The sequence below is a fragment of the Roseomonas nitratireducens genome (genome assembly GCF_017813355.1).
In the GTDB taxonomy this organism is placed as follows: domain Bacteria; phylum Pseudomonadota; class Alphaproteobacteria; order Acetobacterales; family Acetobacteraceae; genus Neoroseomonas; species Neoroseomonas nitratireducens.
Window position 1 is genome coordinate 147,509 of record NZ_JAGIYZ010000009.1, and the last position, 15,221, is coordinate 162,729.

Annotated in this window: 13 protein-coding genes; 11 read left to right on the top strand and 2 right to left on the bottom strand. The window is 71.3% G+C overall.

Annotated features, from left to right (window positions below; genetic code table 11):
• Positions 1-19: 19 nt before the first annotated feature.
• The gene (locus tag J5Y09_RS11195; RefSeq protein WP_198375448.1) at positions 20-259 is read right to left on the bottom strand and encodes an acyl carrier protein; all 240 of its coding nucleotides are present in this window, start codon (positions 257-259) and stop codon (positions 20-22) included.
• Between the two features lie 244 nt (positions 260-503).
• On the opposite strand from J5Y09_RS11195, the gene J5Y09_RS11200 reads away from it, so the two are divergent.
• Positions 504-2,090, top strand: coding sequence for an ABC transporter substrate-binding protein (locus tag J5Y09_RS11200; protein ID WP_209351836.1), 1,587 nt, complete (start codon positions 504-506; stop codon positions 2,088-2,090).
• Between the two features lie 107 nt (positions 2,091-2,197).
• A complete protein-coding gene (locus J5Y09_RS11205) occupies positions 2,198-3,976 on the top strand; it encodes a PAS domain S-box protein (protein ID WP_209351837.1) in 1,779 nt (592 codons plus the stop codon).
• Between the two features lie 15 nt (positions 3,977-3,991).
• Here the strand turns inward: J5Y09_RS11205 and J5Y09_RS11210 are convergent, their stop codons facing one another.
• Positions 3,992-4,960, bottom strand: coding sequence for a Bug family tripartite tricarboxylate transporter substrate binding protein (locus J5Y09_RS11210; RefSeq protein ID WP_209351838.1), 969 nt, complete (start codon positions 4,958-4,960; stop codon positions 3,992-3,994).
• 125 nt (positions 4,961-5,085) lie between these two features.
• Here J5Y09_RS11210 and J5Y09_RS11215 point away from each other — a divergent pair, with 125 nt between their 5' ends.
• The 9 genes from J5Y09_RS11215 to J5Y09_RS11255 all read left to right on the top strand — a co-directional run bounded on the left by J5Y09_RS11215 (position 5,086) and on the right by J5Y09_RS11255 (position 15,221).
• Positions 5,086-5,643 carry a chromate transporter gene (locus tag J5Y09_RS11215; RefSeq protein ID WP_209351839.1) on the top strand — a complete coding sequence of 186 codons (558 nt, stop codon included), beginning with the start codon at positions 5,086-5,088 and terminating at the stop codon, positions 5,641-5,643.
• Positions 5,640-6,164 carry a chromate transporter gene (locus J5Y09_RS11220; RefSeq protein ID WP_209351840.1) on the top strand — a complete coding sequence of 175 codons (525 nt, stop codon included), beginning with the start codon at positions 5,640-5,642 and terminating at the stop codon, positions 6,162-6,164. Before J5Y09_RS11215 ends, J5Y09_RS11220 begins: the two co-directional genes overlap by 4 nt.
• Positions 6,161-7,366: a Coenzyme F420 hydrogenase/dehydrogenase, beta subunit C-terminal domain gene (locus tag J5Y09_RS11225; protein WP_342451456.1), complete on the top strand. Its 1,206-nt coding sequence runs from the start codon at positions 6,161-6,163 to the stop codon at positions 7,364-7,366. Before J5Y09_RS11220 ends, J5Y09_RS11225 begins: the two co-directional genes overlap by 4 nt.
• Positions 7,367-7,425: 59 nt before the next feature.
• Complete coding sequence (locus tag J5Y09_RS11230) at positions 7,426-7,749, top strand: hypothetical protein (protein ID WP_245217035.1); 324 nt, start codon at positions 7,426-7,428, stop codon at positions 7,747-7,749.
• Positions 7,750-7,789: 40 nt separating this feature from the next.
• The gene (locus tag J5Y09_RS11235) at positions 7,790-9,205 is read left to right on the top strand and encodes an FAD-binding oxidoreductase (protein WP_209351841.1); all 1,416 of its coding nucleotides are present in this window, start codon (positions 7,790-7,792) and stop codon (positions 9,203-9,205) included.
• A gap of 74 nt (positions 9,206-9,279) precedes the next feature.
• The gene (gene lptF, locus J5Y09_RS11240) at positions 9,280-10,428 is read left to right on the top strand and encodes an LPS export ABC transporter permease LptF (protein ID WP_209351842.1); all 1,149 of its coding nucleotides are present in this window, start codon (positions 9,280-9,282) and stop codon (positions 10,426-10,428) included.
• Complete coding sequence (gene lptG, locus J5Y09_RS11245) at positions 10,425-11,549, top strand: LPS export ABC transporter permease LptG (protein WP_209351843.1); 1,125 nt, start codon at positions 10,425-10,427, stop codon at positions 11,547-11,549. The genes lptF and lptG overlap by 4 nt, the downstream gene beginning before the upstream one ends.
• 5 nt (positions 11,550-11,554) lie before the next feature.
• Positions 11,555-13,822, top strand: a complete 2,268-nt coding sequence (locus tag J5Y09_RS11250; RefSeq protein WP_245217036.1) for an LPS-assembly protein LptD — start codon at positions 11,555-11,557, stop codon at positions 13,820-13,822.
• 46 nt (positions 13,823-13,868) lie between these two features.
• On the top strand, positions 13,869-15,221 hold the full coding sequence (locus J5Y09_RS11255) for a peptidylprolyl isomerase (protein ID WP_209351844.1): 1,353 nt from the start codon (positions 13,869-13,871) through the stop codon (positions 15,219-15,221).

A 15,221-nucleotide genomic window follows, 5' to 3' on the forward strand; every position in this document is an offset into this window, starting at 1 on the left:
TCCCCCAGCAACGCGGGCGTTACTCGCCCTTCTGCTTCTCGATGTACTCGATCGCGTCCTTCACCGTGGTGATCTTCTCGGCCGCGTCGTCCGGGATCTCCACGCCGAAGGCCTCCTCGAAGGCCATCACGAGTTCGACCGTGTCGAGGCTGTCGGCGCCCAGGTCGTCGATGAAGGAAGCTTCGGGCGTGACCTTCGCCTCCTCGACGCCGAGGTGCTCGACGACGATCTTCTTCACCTTCTCGGCGGTTTCGCTCATCGCGTGACTCTCTCCATTCTGCCGGGACCGTACCCGGGCCGATTCCCTTTGCCATCCGCCCGATGCGGCCGGATTCGCGCCCCGGCCCCCAAGGGAGGGCCCCGGCGCTTAACATGGAAGCGCCGCGGGGCCTAGGCGGTCCGGGGCGCCCTGGTCAAGGGCCGGCGGCGGCGGGCGCTTGCAACGACCGCCGGCGCGGCCTCATTTGATGCTCAATCACAACAGGTCAGGAGGCCCGAGACCCATGCCGACACGCCGTTCCATCCTCGCCGCCGGGGCCACCGCCGCCGTCCCGGCCGGCCTCGCCAGCCCCGCCCTGGCCCAGGGGGCCGCGCGCAACGTGCTGCGCTTCGTCCCCCATTCCAACCTGGCCTCGATCGACCCGGTGGGCACCACCGGCTACATCGTCCGCAACCATGGCTACATGGTCTACGACACGCTGTTCGCGACGGATGCCGAATTCCGCATCCGCCCGCAGATGGTCGAATCCTGGGAAGGGTCCGGCACGGACCTGGTCTGGACCTTCCGGCTGCGCGAAGGCCTGCGCTTCCACGACAACGAGCCCGTCCGCGCCCAGGACGTGATCCCGAGCCTGCGCCGCTGGGGTGCGCGCGACAGCTTCGGCCAGACCCTGATGGCCGCGGTCGCCGAGATGAGCGTGGTGGACGACCGGACCTTCCGCATCCGGCTCTCCCGCCCCTTCCCGCTGCTGGTCGACGCGATCGGGAAGCTGTCCTCCCAGGTGCCGTTCATCATGCATGAGCGGCATGCGAGCCTCGACCCCAACACGCCGGTGCCCGAGGCGATCGGGTCCGGCCCATTCCGCTTCCTGCGCGACCAGTGGGTGCCGGGCAGCCAGGCGGTTTATGAGCGCTTCGCCGGCTACGTGCCGCGCAACGAGCCCGCCTCCTCGGCCGCGGGCGGCAAGCGCGTGCATGTCGAGCGCGTCGAATGGCGCATCATCCCCGACCCCGCCACCGCCGCGGCCGCCCTGCAGACAGGCGAGGTCGACTGGTACGAGCAGCCGGCCTTCGACCTGCTGCCGCTGCTCCAGCGCGCCCGCGACGTGCGGCTCGAGCAGATCGACCCGGTCGGCTCGATCCTGATGCTGCGCTTCAACCACCTGCACGCGCCGTTCAACAACCCGGCGATCCGCCGCGCCGTGCAGATGGCGGTGAACCAGCGCGACTACCTGCAGGCGGTGGTCGGCAACGAGCGCTACTTCCGCGAATGCAAGGCCTTCTTCTCCTGCGGCACGCCGCTGGCGAGCAATGACGGCATCGAGGCGATCGGCGGCAACCTCGACCGCGCGCGGCAGATGCTGCGCGAAGCCGGCTACGCCAACGAACCCGTGGTGATCATCAGCCCGACCGACATCCCGGCCAACCACGCGCAGTCGCTGGTGACGCAGGACCTGCTGCGCCGGCTGGGCATGAATGTGGAGCTGGTGGCGACAGACTGGGGCAGCGTGCTGGCGCGGCGCGCCAACCGCAACGCGCCGGCGCAGGGCGGCTGGTCCATCTTCCACACCTGGTGGGTGGGGCCGGACCTCGCCAACCCGGCGCTGCACGCGCCGCTGCGCACGCACGGCGCCAATGCCTGGGCGGGCTGGCCGACGGATCCCGGGCTCGAGGCGCTGCGCGACCAGTTCCTCTCGGCTGCCACGCCGGCGGAACAGACGCGCATCGCCGTCGAGATGCAGAAGCGCGCCTTCGAGGTCGTGCCCTATGTCACGATCGGCCAGATGTGGCAGCCGACCGCCTTCCGCCGGAACGTGCAGGACATCCTGCCGAGCCCGGTGCCGCTGATGTGGAACGTGCGGAAGGTTTGAGACGACGCCGGGGGACGGGCCGCACGGCCCGTCCTTCAGACGATACGAATGATTCACGCCCACCCCGCATACTCACGAAATAGTGAACCCACGGGTGGAGCAGCGGCATGTTCTGGAAGCGCGAGGATCGCCGGCATTCCGATGAACAATCGGTCGCCCCGGCGCCAGGCACCCCAGCCGTCGCGCCGGAGCTCCGGGCCCTGCTCGACCAGGTCGTGGACGCCGTCGTCACGATCGATGGCCGCAACCACGTCGTCTACATGAACCCCGCGGCCGAGCGGCTCTGGGGCTGGTCGAGCGCCGAGGTGCTCGGCAGGAACGTCTCGATGCTCGTGCCGCGCGCGATGCAGTCGCGGCACGATGGCTTCGTCGACCATCACCGCCGCACCGGCGAGAACAAGATCGTCGGCACCTCCCGTGCCGTCCAGCTCGAAAGGCGCGACGGCGCGGTCATCTGGGTCTCGCTCTCCCTCTCGAAGGTCGAGCTGCCGGGCGGCGAGCACGGCTATACCGCCTTCGTGCGCGACGTGACCGCCGAACGGAACGCGCAGGAGACGATCAACCAGACGCTGGAGCAGGCGCTCGACGCGGTCGTCTGCATCGACGAGCGGAACAACGTCACCTTCTTCAACGCCGCGGCCGAGCGCCTGTGGGGCTACGCGCGCGACGAGGTGATCGGCCACAACGTCAAGATGCTGGTCCCGGCGGCGATGCAGGGACACCACGACGGCTTCGTCAACCGCCACCGCGAGACCGGCCAGGACAGGATCGTCGGCACCTCCCGCGAGGTCCGGGTGCCGCGCAAGGACGGCAGCTCGGTCTGGGGCAGCCTCTCGCTCAGCCGCATCCGCCTGTCCAACGGCAACCAGGTCTACACCGCCTTCATCCGCAACGTGGATGCGGAGGTGCGGCAGCGCGAGCAGTTCAAGCTGCTCTCGCTGGTGGCCGACGAGACGGACAACTCCGTCATCATCACCGACGCGCAGCGCCGCATCGAATACGTCAACCGCGGCTTCGAGCGCATGACCGGCTACGCCGCGGCCGAGGTGATCGGCCGCAAGCCGGGCGACTTCCTGCAGGGCCCGCTGACCGAGGCCGCGACGGTCGAGCGGATCCGGGAATCGCTTCGCGACGGCGTGCCGAGCTATGTCGAGATCCTGAACTACCACAAGGACGGCTCGCCCTATTGGGTAAGCCTCGCGATCAACCCGGTCCGCAACGACGCGGGCGTCATCGAGCGCTACATCTCGATCCAGGCGAACGTCACCGAGACCAAGCAGGCATCCCTGAAGTTCGACAGCAAGATCCGCACGATCTCGGCCACCAACGTGATCGCGGAATGGACCATGGCGGGCGCGCCGATCGACGGCGCCTCGCTGCCGCTGTCCGACATCCTGCCCGCGGATGCGCTCCGCCGCGTCTCAGCGGGAGAGGCCGTGCGCCGCGAGGTCGCCTTCCCCGACGGGACCGGCGCCAGGCGCTGGCTCGACGCGATCTTCTCCTGCCAGCGGCGCTTCGACGGCAGCGCGGAGAGCATCCTGATGTGCGGCGTCGATGTCTCGGTACGCCGGGAGGCCGTGCAGGAAACGGAAGTCGCCGTCGCGGACGCGGTCGAGAGTTCGCGGCGGATCGGCCAGATCAGCGCGACCATCCAGGGCATCGCCGGCCAGACCAACCTGCTGGCGCTGAACGCGACCATCGAGGCCGCACGCGCGGGCGAGGCCGGGCGGGGCTTCTCGGTGGTGGCGCAGGAGGTCAAGGGACTCGCCGCCCGGGCGCGCGACGCGGCGCAGGAAATCGACACCCTGGTCGGCGAGACCACGCGGCGGATCGAAGCCCTGGCCGGCACGATGCAGCGTCTGAACGGGCAGGCCGGCGAAGGCTAGCGCCGGCCCTCGCGGTCAGTCGACGGTCATGTTCGCCTGGCGGATGACCGCGGCCCAGCGTTCCCGCTCCCAGCGGATCAGCCGGGCGAAGCCCTCGCCGTCGAGGTTGGAAGGCTCGGCGCCCTCGTCGCGCAGGCGGCGGATCACCTCGGGGTCGGACAGCGCCTGGCGCATCGCCTCGAACAGCCGGGCCCGGATCGGGGCCGGCGTGCCACGCGGCGCGAGCAGCCCGTACCAGGCGGTCGCCTTGTAGCCGGGGATGGTGTCCGCGACGGTCGGCACGTTGGGCAGCACGGCGATGCGGCTCTCGCCGGTCACGGCGATCGGCCGCACCTGCCCGCCGCTGATGAGGCCGACCACCGAGGGCAGCGTCGTGATCATGAAGTGCAGGTGCCCCGCGACCACGTCGGTCAGCGCGGGCCCCGCGCCGCGGAAGGGCACGTGTTCCGCCTGCAGCCCCGCCATCTGCAGCATCAGCGCCGCGGCCAGGTGGCTGGCCGAGCCGTTGGAAGCGCTGCCATAGGTCACCTGGCCGCCCCCGGCGCGGATCTCGGCAAGGAGCTCCTGCAGGGTCTGGGCGCGCGACTTCGGCCCGACCACGACGACGAGCGGCGCGTCGGCGACGAGGCCGATCGGCTCAAGCGCGCGTTCCGGATCGATGCGCATGTTGCGGAACAAGGAGACGTTCACGCTCATCGGGCCATGGTTGCCCATCAGCAGCGTGTAGCCGTCCGGCCGGGCGGAGGCCGCGGCCTCGGTCGCGATGTTGCCGCCGGCGCCCGGGCGGTTCTCCACCACCACCGGCTGGCCGAGGATGCCCTGCATCGGCGTGGCCAGCGTGCGCGCGATCAGGTCCGTGCCGCCGCCCGGGGCGAAGGCCAGCAGGATGCGGATCGGGCGGTTCGGGAAGGGTGCCTCCTGCGCCGCGGCCGGCAGGGCCGCGAGGGCAGGCAGGGCAGCGAGCATCGTCCGGCGGGGGGTCATGGCGGATGGCCTTCCTCTGGGCCGGGTCTCCGCCCGGCGGCGACAGGACAGTTATTCAACCGGATCGCGGAAGGGAAGGCGCGCGGGGGTTGATCGCGGCCCCGGGGCGCGGTCCCCTGGCGGCAATGACCGACTCCGCGCCACGCCCGGTTCCGACGCTGCCCGACCTCTTCCTCACCTACGGCAAGATCGGGCTGATCGGCTTCGGCGGCATCAATGCCTGGGCACGCCGCGTGCTGGTCGAGGAAAAGCGCTGGCTGACCGACCAGGAATATGCCGAGACGCTCGGCCTTGGGCAGGTGCTGCCCGGGCCGAACGCGCTCAACGCCGCCATCATGGTGGGGGACCGCTTCCACGGCACGGCGGGCGCCATCGCCGCCCCCGGGGCGATGTTCGGCGGCCCGCTGGTCCTGCTCGCCGGCCTTGCCATGTTCTACGACGCCTATGGCGAGGTGCCGGTGGTCAAGGCCGTGCTGGCCGGCGTTGCCGCCGCCGCCGCCGGCATGGTGATCGGCACGGCGGCGAAGATGACGCAGAAGCTGAAGCCGCCGCCCACCTTGCTGGCCGTCGGGCTGTGCGCGCTGCTGGCGGCGGGCGTGCTGCGCGTGCCGCTGCCCTGGGTGGTGCTGGGGCTCGCGCCCTTCGGCATCCTGGCCGCGTGGCGGGCGCTCTCGGCGAAATGACCGCGACGGTCTTCTGGCAGCTCGTCTGGGGCTTCGGGGCGATCTCGCTCGTCTCGGTGGGCGGCGGCATCGCCGTGCTGCCCGAGATGCACCGCCTGGTGGTCGAGGTGCATGGCTGGATGAGCGATGCCGATTTCGCGCGGCGCTTCGCCCTGGCCCAGGCGGCGCCGGGGCCGAACGTGCTGGTCGTCGGGCTGTTCGGCTGGCACGTGGGCGGCATCGGCGGCATGCTGACGGCGGTGCTCGCGATGACGCTGCCGACCTCGGTCATGGCCTTCGGCTTCTCGCGCCTGCGGACGCGCCTGTCGGGGCGCTTCTGGCTGCGGGTGGTGGAACGCGGGCTGGTGCCGATCGCGGTCGGGCTGATCGCCGCCTCCGGCCTCATCCTTGCGCAGGGCACGTCGACGGGGTGGCTGCCGGTCCTGCTCACGGCCGCCTCCGCGGTCTTCGTCTGGCGGACGGATTTCTCGCCGCTCTGGGTGCTCGGCGCCGGCGCGCTGGTCGGGCTGGCCTTCCTGTGAGCGTCGAGGCGCCGCCGCTGCGCGAACCCGCGCCACGGGGCCTCTGCACCGATTGCGGCGTCTCCCGCATGGCGGATGCGAAGGCCTGCGGGGCGGCCTGCCAGTTCATAAAGCCCGATTACGCGGCGCTGGAAGCGCGCGTGCATGGCCGCGCCCGCGACCCCGCCCGCCCGGACGAGACGCATTTCGGCCCCTTCCGCCGCATGGTCCGCGCCGCGCTGCGCGCCCCGGCGGAGGGCGCGCAATGGACCGGCATCACCACCCGCATCGCGGAACGCCTGCTGGAGTCCGGCGCGGTGACCGCCGTGCTGACCATGGCGCCGGATCCGGAGGATCGGTGGAAGCCCGTCCCCGTGCTGGTGACGAAGCCCGAGGGCATGGCCGCCTGCCGCGGCATGCGCATGGGCTACGCGCCGCTGCTGGCGCTTCTGGAACCGGCCGCCGCGGCCGGGCACAGGCGCATCGCCATCATCGGCATCCCCTGCCAGGTCTATGCGCTGCGGGCGCTGGAAGAACGCCTCGGCTTCGAGGAGGTCTTCGTCATCGGCACGCCGTGTTCGGACAACACAACGACGGAGAATTTCCACAAGTTCCTCGCGCTGGTGGACCCGACGCCGGCGACCGTGACCTACCTGGAATTCCGCGCCGACTACCATGTCGAGATCCGGCACGAGGATGGCCGCAGGCGCGAGATCCCCTTCCTGATGCTCCCGCTGTCGGACCTGCCCGGCGACTTCTTCCCGCTCACCTGCCGCACCTGCGTCGACTACACCAACGCGCTGGCGGACATCACGGTCGGCTACATGGCCGGCACCGGCGCGCAATGGCTGATCGTGCGCAACGCGAAGGGGGAGACGCTTCTCTCCCTGCTCGGCGAGGAGGTGGCGGTGGAGACCCCGCGCGACGCCGGCCGGCGCACCGCGGCGGTGAAGGGGTTCATGGCCAACACCGAACGCGCCGCGGGCGGGCTGCCGCTGCGGCGCATGCCGAACTGGGCGCGGCCGATCGTCGCCTGGCTGCAGCCGCGGATCGGCCCGCGCGGGCTGGAATTCGCCCGCGCGCGGCTCGAGATGAAGGCGATCGAGACGGTGCTGCACCTGCGCCGGCAGAAGCCGGGCATGATGCGCAACATGATCCCGCGCCATGTCTGGGCGCTGGTGGAACGCTACGGGCTGAAGCCGGGCCCGGACGAGACGCGCTGAATGCCTTGCGCGCGCGCTGCCGCACGCGCAGAAGGCTGGGACATGCGAAGGACACGGCCATGATGGACAAGGACGCGCTGACCGCCTGGGCGCTTGCGAATGGCTGGACGATGATCGCGGGCAACCCCTCGCTGACCAAGCCGTCCTCGCCGAAGGAGGCGATCGTGCGCATGTTGCTGAAGGCGACGGTCGTCACCATCGAGGCGAAGAAGCCCGCCGGGAAGTGGGAGAAGCTCGCCTCCGAGCCCTACGGCAGGATCGAGCCCGACCCGGAAGGCGGCCCGCCACAGGGCCTAGGCTTCGCCAACTTCCCGAGCCTGAACATGCTGATGCAGGAAAACCGCGACCGGCAGGTGTTCGCGCGCATGACCGGCAAGGGGTGAGATTGACCGGGGCTCCGCTTGCGCGGCACATCGGCCCGCCATGACCAACCCTGCCCTGCCCGCCGCCCTCGCCACCCTGCTCGGCCCCGCCGGCCTGCTCACCGACCCGGCTGACATCGCGCCCGCCCTGTCCGACTGGCGCGGGCTGTACCGCGGCGCCGCGCTCGCGGTGCTGCGCCCGGCGAACACGCAGCAGGTCGCCGACTGCGTGCGCATCTGCGGCGAGGCCGGCATCGCCATCGTGCCCCAGGGCGGCAATACGTCGATGGTCGGGGGTGCCACGCCGGAAGGCAACGGCCGCTCCGTCGTCCTGTCCCTCGCGCGCATGAACCGCATCCGGGATGTCGACCCGCTCGACATGACCATGACCGCGGAGGCGGGCGTGGTGGTGAAGGTCGCGCAGGATGCCGCGGCCGAGTGCAACTGCCTTTTCCCGCTGTCCTTCGGCGGGGAAGGCACGGCGATGATCGGCGGCATCCTGTCGACCAACGCCGGCGGCAACACCACGGTGCGCTACGGCAATGCCCGCGAACTGATGCTCGGCCTGGAAGTGGTGCTGCCCGACGGGCAGGTCTGGAACGGGCTGCGCCGCCTGCGCAAGGACAATACCGGCTACGCGCTGCGGCATCTGTTCGTGGGCGCGGAAGGCACGCTCGGCATCATCACCGCGGCGACGCTGCGCCTGTTCGCCCGCCCGCGGGCGAACGAGGTGCTGTTCTGCTCGGTGGCCGACGAGGATGCCGCGCTGTCCGTCTTCCGCCGCTTCCGCGAGGCGGACGAGACCGCGATCCGCGCCTTCGAGTACATGTCGGGCCTCGGCGTCGACTTCGCGCTAAAGCACATCCCCGGCGTGAGCCTGCCGCTGGCCGAGCGCGCCGACCACTACATCCTCGTCGACCTCGCCTCGACCCGCGCGGATGCCGACCTGCAGGGGCTGGCCGAACAGGTGCTCGGCGCGGCGATGGAGGCGGGCGAGGTCATGGACGCGGTGATCGGCGGCAGCGAGGCGCGCCGCGCCGCCATCTGGCGCATCCGCGAGGAACACCCCGAGGCGCAGCGCAAGGAAGGCGCTTCGGTCAAGAACGACGTGTCCGTCCCGGTCTCGAAGGTGCCGGAACTGATCCGGCGCGCCTCGGCGGCCTGCGAGTCGCTGATCCCGGGGATCCGCCCCGTGCCCTTCGGCCATATGGGCGACGGCAACATCCACATGAACCTCGAGCAGCCGGTGGGCATGGACCCGGACGCCTTCCTCGCCCGCAGCCATGACATCATGGACACGGTGAACGAGGTGGTGCGCGACCTCGACGGCTCCTTCTCCGCCGAGCACGGAATCGGCCGGCTCAAGACCGACATGATGGAGGCCTGGCGCGGCGGCGCGGAGCTGGATGCGATGCGGCGCATCAAGGCCGCGCTCGACCCCGCGGGCCTGATGAACCCCGGCAAGGTCCTGCCCTGATCCGCCTTCGCAACGGAACGGGACGGCGAAGGCTTCCTGGCCCGGCCGCAAACCTCTAGTTTGCCGGCGCCGTGATGACCCGGATCGACCGTTACATCTTCCGACAGCTCGCCGTCGCCCTGCTCGCCGTCACGGTCGGGCTGGCGGCGCTCGTATGGCTGACGCAGTCGCTCCGCTTCATCGAGCTGGTGCTCGACCGGGGCCTCTCGCTGCTCGTCTTCATCAAGCTGACGAGCCTGATGCTGCCCTCCTTCTTCGCGGTCATCCTGCCGATCACGAGCTTCATCGTGGTGCTGTTCCTGTACGTCCGGCTGGCATCCGACCGCGAACTGGTGGTGATGCGCGCCGCCGGGCTGTCGCAATGGGTGCTGGCGCGGCCCGCCGCGCTGCTGGCGCTGATCGCGACCGGCATCTGCGTGTTGCTCAATGTCTGGCTCGTGCCCGTCAGCCACACCGCCTTCCGCGAGTGGCAGTTCGAGATCCGCAACCAGCTGGTCGGCGTCCTGCTGCAGGAAGGCGTCTTCTCCCAGGTCGGCAACGACCTGACGGTCTATGCGCGCTACCGCGACCCGGACGGCACGCTGCGCGGCATCCTGTTGCATGACCAGCGCGAGGATGGCGCGCCGGTCACGATCCTCGCCGAGCAGGGCCGCATCACGACGACGGCATCCGGCCCGCGTGTGACGCTGCTGAACGGCGTGCGGCAGCAGGTCGAGCAGGCGCCCGCCAACGCGCCGGCTGGGACGCCGCCGCTGCGGCTCAACCTGCTCTCCTTCACCGAGAACAGCGTCGACCTCGCCCGCGCGACGCGGGGGGAGGAGTCGCGATCGCGCGATTCGCGCGAACGCTCCATCGCCGAGCTCCTGAGCCCCGACCCCGCGGAGGGGCTGCGGGACCGCGAGATCCGCCGCTACCGCGCCGAGGCGCACCAGCGAATGGCGGGGCCGCTGACCACGCTGTCCTTCGCGCTGGTGGGACTCGCCGTGGCGCTGACCGGGGAGTTCCGCCGCCACGGCGGCGGGCTGCGCATCGCGGTGGGCATCGGCATCGTGGTCGCGCTGCTCGCCTTCGGCCTGACGGGCGGCAACCTCGCCGCACGCGACAATGCGTGGATCCCGCTGATCTGGGTGCAGGCGCTGCTGCCGGGCTTCGTCGCCGCCTGGTGGATCGGCGGCGCGCCGGGCTGGCCGCGCCAGGCGCCGCCCATGCCGGCCGCGCCATGACCTTCGCGCGCACCCTCACACTCTATGTCTCGCGCCGCTTCGCGACCATGACGATGGCGATGCTGGCCGCGCTCGCGGGCCTTGTCGCGCTGTTCGACCTGATCGAATTGCTGCGCCGCGCAGCGACGCGGCAGGATGCGACCTTCGCGCTGGTCACGCAGATCGCGGCCCTCCGCCTGCCCTTCGTCGCGATGCAGATCCTGCCCTTCGCCATCCTGCTCGGCGGCATCGCGGCCTTCTGGCGGCTGACGCGGTCGTCCGAACTGGTGGTCGCGCGCGCGGCGGGTGTCTCGGCCTGGGGCTTCCTGACCGGGCCCGTCGTCGTGGCGGTGGTGCTCGGCGGGATCGCGACGACGATGGTCTCGCCGCTGTCGTCGGCGATGTTCGCGCGGGCCGAGCGGCTCGACCAGCAATACCTGCGCAACACCGGCGGCATCACGGCGCTGGCCGGCGGCCGGCTCTGGCTGCGCCAGGCGGATGCGGCGCTCGATCCGCGCGGCGTCGCCATCCTGTCGGGCCGGCCCGTCGCGGTGCGCGACCTGCGGCAGGGGGAAGCCTTCCGCCTGGACGAGGTGACGGTCTGGCGCCTTTCGGCCGAGGACCGCCCGCTGCAGCGCGTCGAGGCGCCCTTCGCCGTGCTCGAGCCCGGCCGCTGGGTGGTGGCGCAGGCGGTGGCCTTCGGCAATGACCGCCTGCCGGCGCCCACGCGGCGACTCGAACTGCCAACGGACCTGACACCGGACCGCATCCAGGAATCCTTCGCAAGCCCGGACACGCTGTCCTTCTGGGCGCTGCCGGACTTCATCCAGGTGCTGGAGGCGGCGGGCTTCTCGGCTGTACGGCACAGGCTGCACTTCCACTCGCTGCTCGCTCTGCCGCTGCTCGCCGCGGCGATGGCGTTGCTCGCGGCCGGCTTTTCCATGCGATCGTCGCGCCGCGGCGGCGTCGGGCAGATGATCGCCGGCGGCGTCGCCGCGGGCTTCGCCCTGTTCGTCATCGACAAGGTGACGGGCGAATTCGGCGAGGCGGGGACGCTTCCCGTGATATTCGCCGCCTGGGCGCCGGCGGGTTCGGGCTTCCTGCTCGCGACCGCGCTTCTGCTCCACCTGGAGGATGGCTGACCGGCATGCGCCACGTGACCGCCACCGCCGGCCTGCTGCCCCTGCTCCTCCTGTTCGGGGCGAGCGGCGCGCATGCCCAGGCCACCGCGCAGCCGCCCATCGCCGCGCCGGCCGCGATCGCGCCCGTCATGCCCGGCCAGGGCGCCCCCGCCGCCCAGCCGCCCGGCGCCGCCCCGCCAAGCGAGAACGACCCCGTCACCTTCACGGCGGAGGAGGTGGAGTACGACCAGAATCGCGCCCTCGTCGTCGCGCGCGGCAGGGTCGAGGCCTGGCAGGGCAACCGCGTGCTGCGCGCCGACGAATTCACCTACGACCGCAACACCGGCGTTGCCACCGCGCGCGGCAACGTCCAGCTGATCGAGGCGGACGGCCAGGTCGTCTTCGCCGACAGCGTCGTGCTGCAGAACCAGTTCCGCGACGGCGTGATCGAGGGGCTGCGCGGCCTGCTCGCGCAGAACGGTCGCGTCGCCGCGGCCGGCGCGCGGCGCACGGACGGCAATTTCTTCGACCTCTCGCGCGTCGTCTATTCCTCCTGCGACCCTTGCGAGCGCGACCCGCTCGCACCGCCCATCTGGCAGCTGCGCGCGCGCACCGCGACGCTGGACAACGAGGCGCGCCAGGCGCGCTACCGCGACGCGGTGGTGGAATTCGGCGGCGTGCCGATGTTCTGGACGCCGTACCTCCAGCACCCTGCCGGCTCGGTGCCGCGCCAGTCGGGCTTCCTCAGCCCGACCTTCGGGGTCACCGACTTCCTCGGCGGCTTCATTGAGGTGCCCTACTACTGGGCGATCGACGAGAGCCAGGAACTTGTGCTGCGCCCGCAATTCGCGACCAGCGCGGCGCCCAATATCGGCCTCGAATACCGCCGCCGCTTCAACTTCGGCGAGATCGAGGCCGAGGGCTCCGTCGGCTACCTCGACGGCACTTCCAGCACGCCCGAGGGATGGGCCGGGCATATCTTCTCCCGCGGCCGCTTTGCCATCGACGACACCTGGCGCGCGGGCTTCAGCCTCAACCGCGCCTCCTCCGAGGAGTATCTTCGCGTCTACCGCTATGGCGCGCGGCGGCTGCTCGACAGCAACGTCTTCACCGAAGGCTTCTGGGGGGCTGACAGCTACGCGCGGATCGACGCGCGCGCCTTCCAGGGCCTGCGGTCGACCGACGACAACAGCCTCATCCCCGTCGTCGGACCGAACATCTACTGGGACTGGCGCGCGCCGGTCGATTCGCTCGGCGGCACCTTCACCGCCGACACCTGGAACTTCGCGACCTTCCGCGATCGCGGCACGGACACGCAGCGCGCCGCTATCCGCCTGGGCTACGCCCTGCCGGCGACGGACCGGATGGGCGGGCTGTGGACGCTGCGCGCCCAGTCGGACCTCGTCGCCTACAACTACACCGACCTCAACGACGCGCCGAACTTCGCCACGGGGCGCGACGCCGGCCAGGCGACGGTGGCGAATGTCCGGGCGGGGCTCGACTGGCGCATGCCCTTCATCCGCCGCGCCGGCGCATACGGCCACCAGGTCATCGAGCCACGCGTGCAGATGGTGACCGGCCCCGTGACCGGGCGGCAATCGGACATCCCGAACGAGGACAGCATCGATTTCGAGTTCACCGACGCGAATCTCTTCTCGCTCAACCGTTTCAACGGACGGGACAGGCAGGAAGGCGGCACGCGCATCGACTACGCGCTGCGCGGCGCCTGGCATTTCCCGAATGGCGGGCTGCTCGAGGGGCTCGCCGGCGCGTCCTACCGCATGCAGCGCGACGGCGGGCCCTTCTACGCCGGCAGCGGGCTCGAGAACCGGGCGTCGGACTGGGTCGGCCGGGCGCGTCTCGCGCCCACGCCATGGCTCGAATTCATGGGCCGCGGGCGTTTCGACCAGCAGGGCGGGGATCCGCGCTTCCTCGACCTCTCCGCCTCGGTGAGCCTGTCCTCCCGCACGACGCTGACCGCGGGCTACCTCTACACGCCGGCCGTCCCCTACCTGACGCCGGTGCGCAACCGCGACGAGGTCGCACTCGGCGTCACGCAGCAATTCGGCAATTGGCGCTTCTCCGCCTTCGGGCGCTACGATCTCGAACAGGAACGGCCGGTCGTCATCAGCGCCTCGGCCGCCTACGAGGATGAATGCTTCCTGTTCGAGGCGCGCTTCCTCAAGCGCTTCGCCGAGATCGCGGGGACCAGCGACCTGTATCCCGCCAGCACGATCCTGCTGTTCCGGATCGGCCTCAAGACCGTGGGCGATGTCGGCTTCCGCGCCATCTGACGGCGGACTGGCACCGGCCGCGCCCAGAGCCTAGAAAAGGGCCGCCATGACCGATACGACGCCGCGCCGCGCCCGCCCCTTCCGCCGCCTCCCGGCGCTCGTCGCCGCGCTGCTGATCGGCGGCCTTCCCCTGGCGCCCGACGCGGCCGCGCAGGCCGGCCGCGTGAACCGCGTCGCCGCCGTGGTGAACGGCGATGTCGTGACGCTGGCTGAGGTGGAAAGCCGCCGCCGCCTGCTCGCGCTGTCGGCCGGCATGTCGGGCGACGTCGGCGGCCGCGCCAATGACCAGATCCTCCGCCTGCTGGTCGATGAAAGGCTGCGCACGCAGGAAGTCGCGCGCCGGCGCATCCCCGTCACGGACCAGGACATCGCCACCACGGTCGGCGACATCGAAAACCGCAACGGCCTCCCGCCGGGCGGGCTGCGCGCCAACCTGCAACGCGCCGGCATCGACCCCCGCGTGCTCTATGACCAGATCCGCGCGCAGGTCGGCTGGAACCGGCTGCTGCGCGCCCAGCTCGGCGCCCAGGCGAATATCGGCGACGCCGAGGTGAACGAGGTACTCGCCGCCGCCCGCGCGCGCCAGGGCCAGCCGGAATTCCTCGTCTCCGAGATCTTCCTGCCGGTGAGCAACCCCGGTCAGGATGGGGAGGTCCGGCGCTTCACGGACGAGATCATCTCCCGCCTGCGCCAGGGCGCGCCGTTCCCGATGGTCGCGACGCAGTTCAGCCAGGCGCAGACGGCGCTGCTCGGCGGCGACCTCGGCTGGGTCGAGGCCGGCCGCCTCGACCCTGAAGTCGCCGCCGTGGTGCGCCAGATGCCCGAGGGTGCGGTCTCCAACCCGATTCGCGTCGCGGGCGGCTTCGTCATCGTGACGCTGCGCCAGAAGCGCATCGCCGGCCGCGACATGGCGACGATGCTGACCATGCGCCAGGCCTTCCTGCCCTTCGAGGGCGCGCTGAACCCTGCCGCCCCCACGGCGCAGCAGATCCGGCAGGTGGAGCGCGCGCAGCAGATCTCCGAAACCGGGCGCGGCTGCGACGCGGTGGAGGCGGCCGCGCGCGGCGGCCCCCGCCCGGCCGATCCGGGCCAGATCCGGCTCGAGACCGTCACGCCGCCGGAACTGCGCGACCTGCTCACCAACCTGCCGATCGGCCGCCCGTCCCAGCCCATCATCACCCCGGACGGCGTGATGATCATGGCCGTCTGCGCGCGGGAGACCCGGAACATGGCCGAGGTCACGCCCGAGCAGGCGCGCGAGCGGCTGCTGCGCGAGCGCGTCGAGCTGATCTCCCGCCAGGTGCTTCGCGACCTGCAGCGGCGCGCGCAGATCGAGATCCGCACCGGCACCGATGCGCCGGCGCCGGCCGCCGGGCAGACGCCGCCGCGCCGCGGCTGA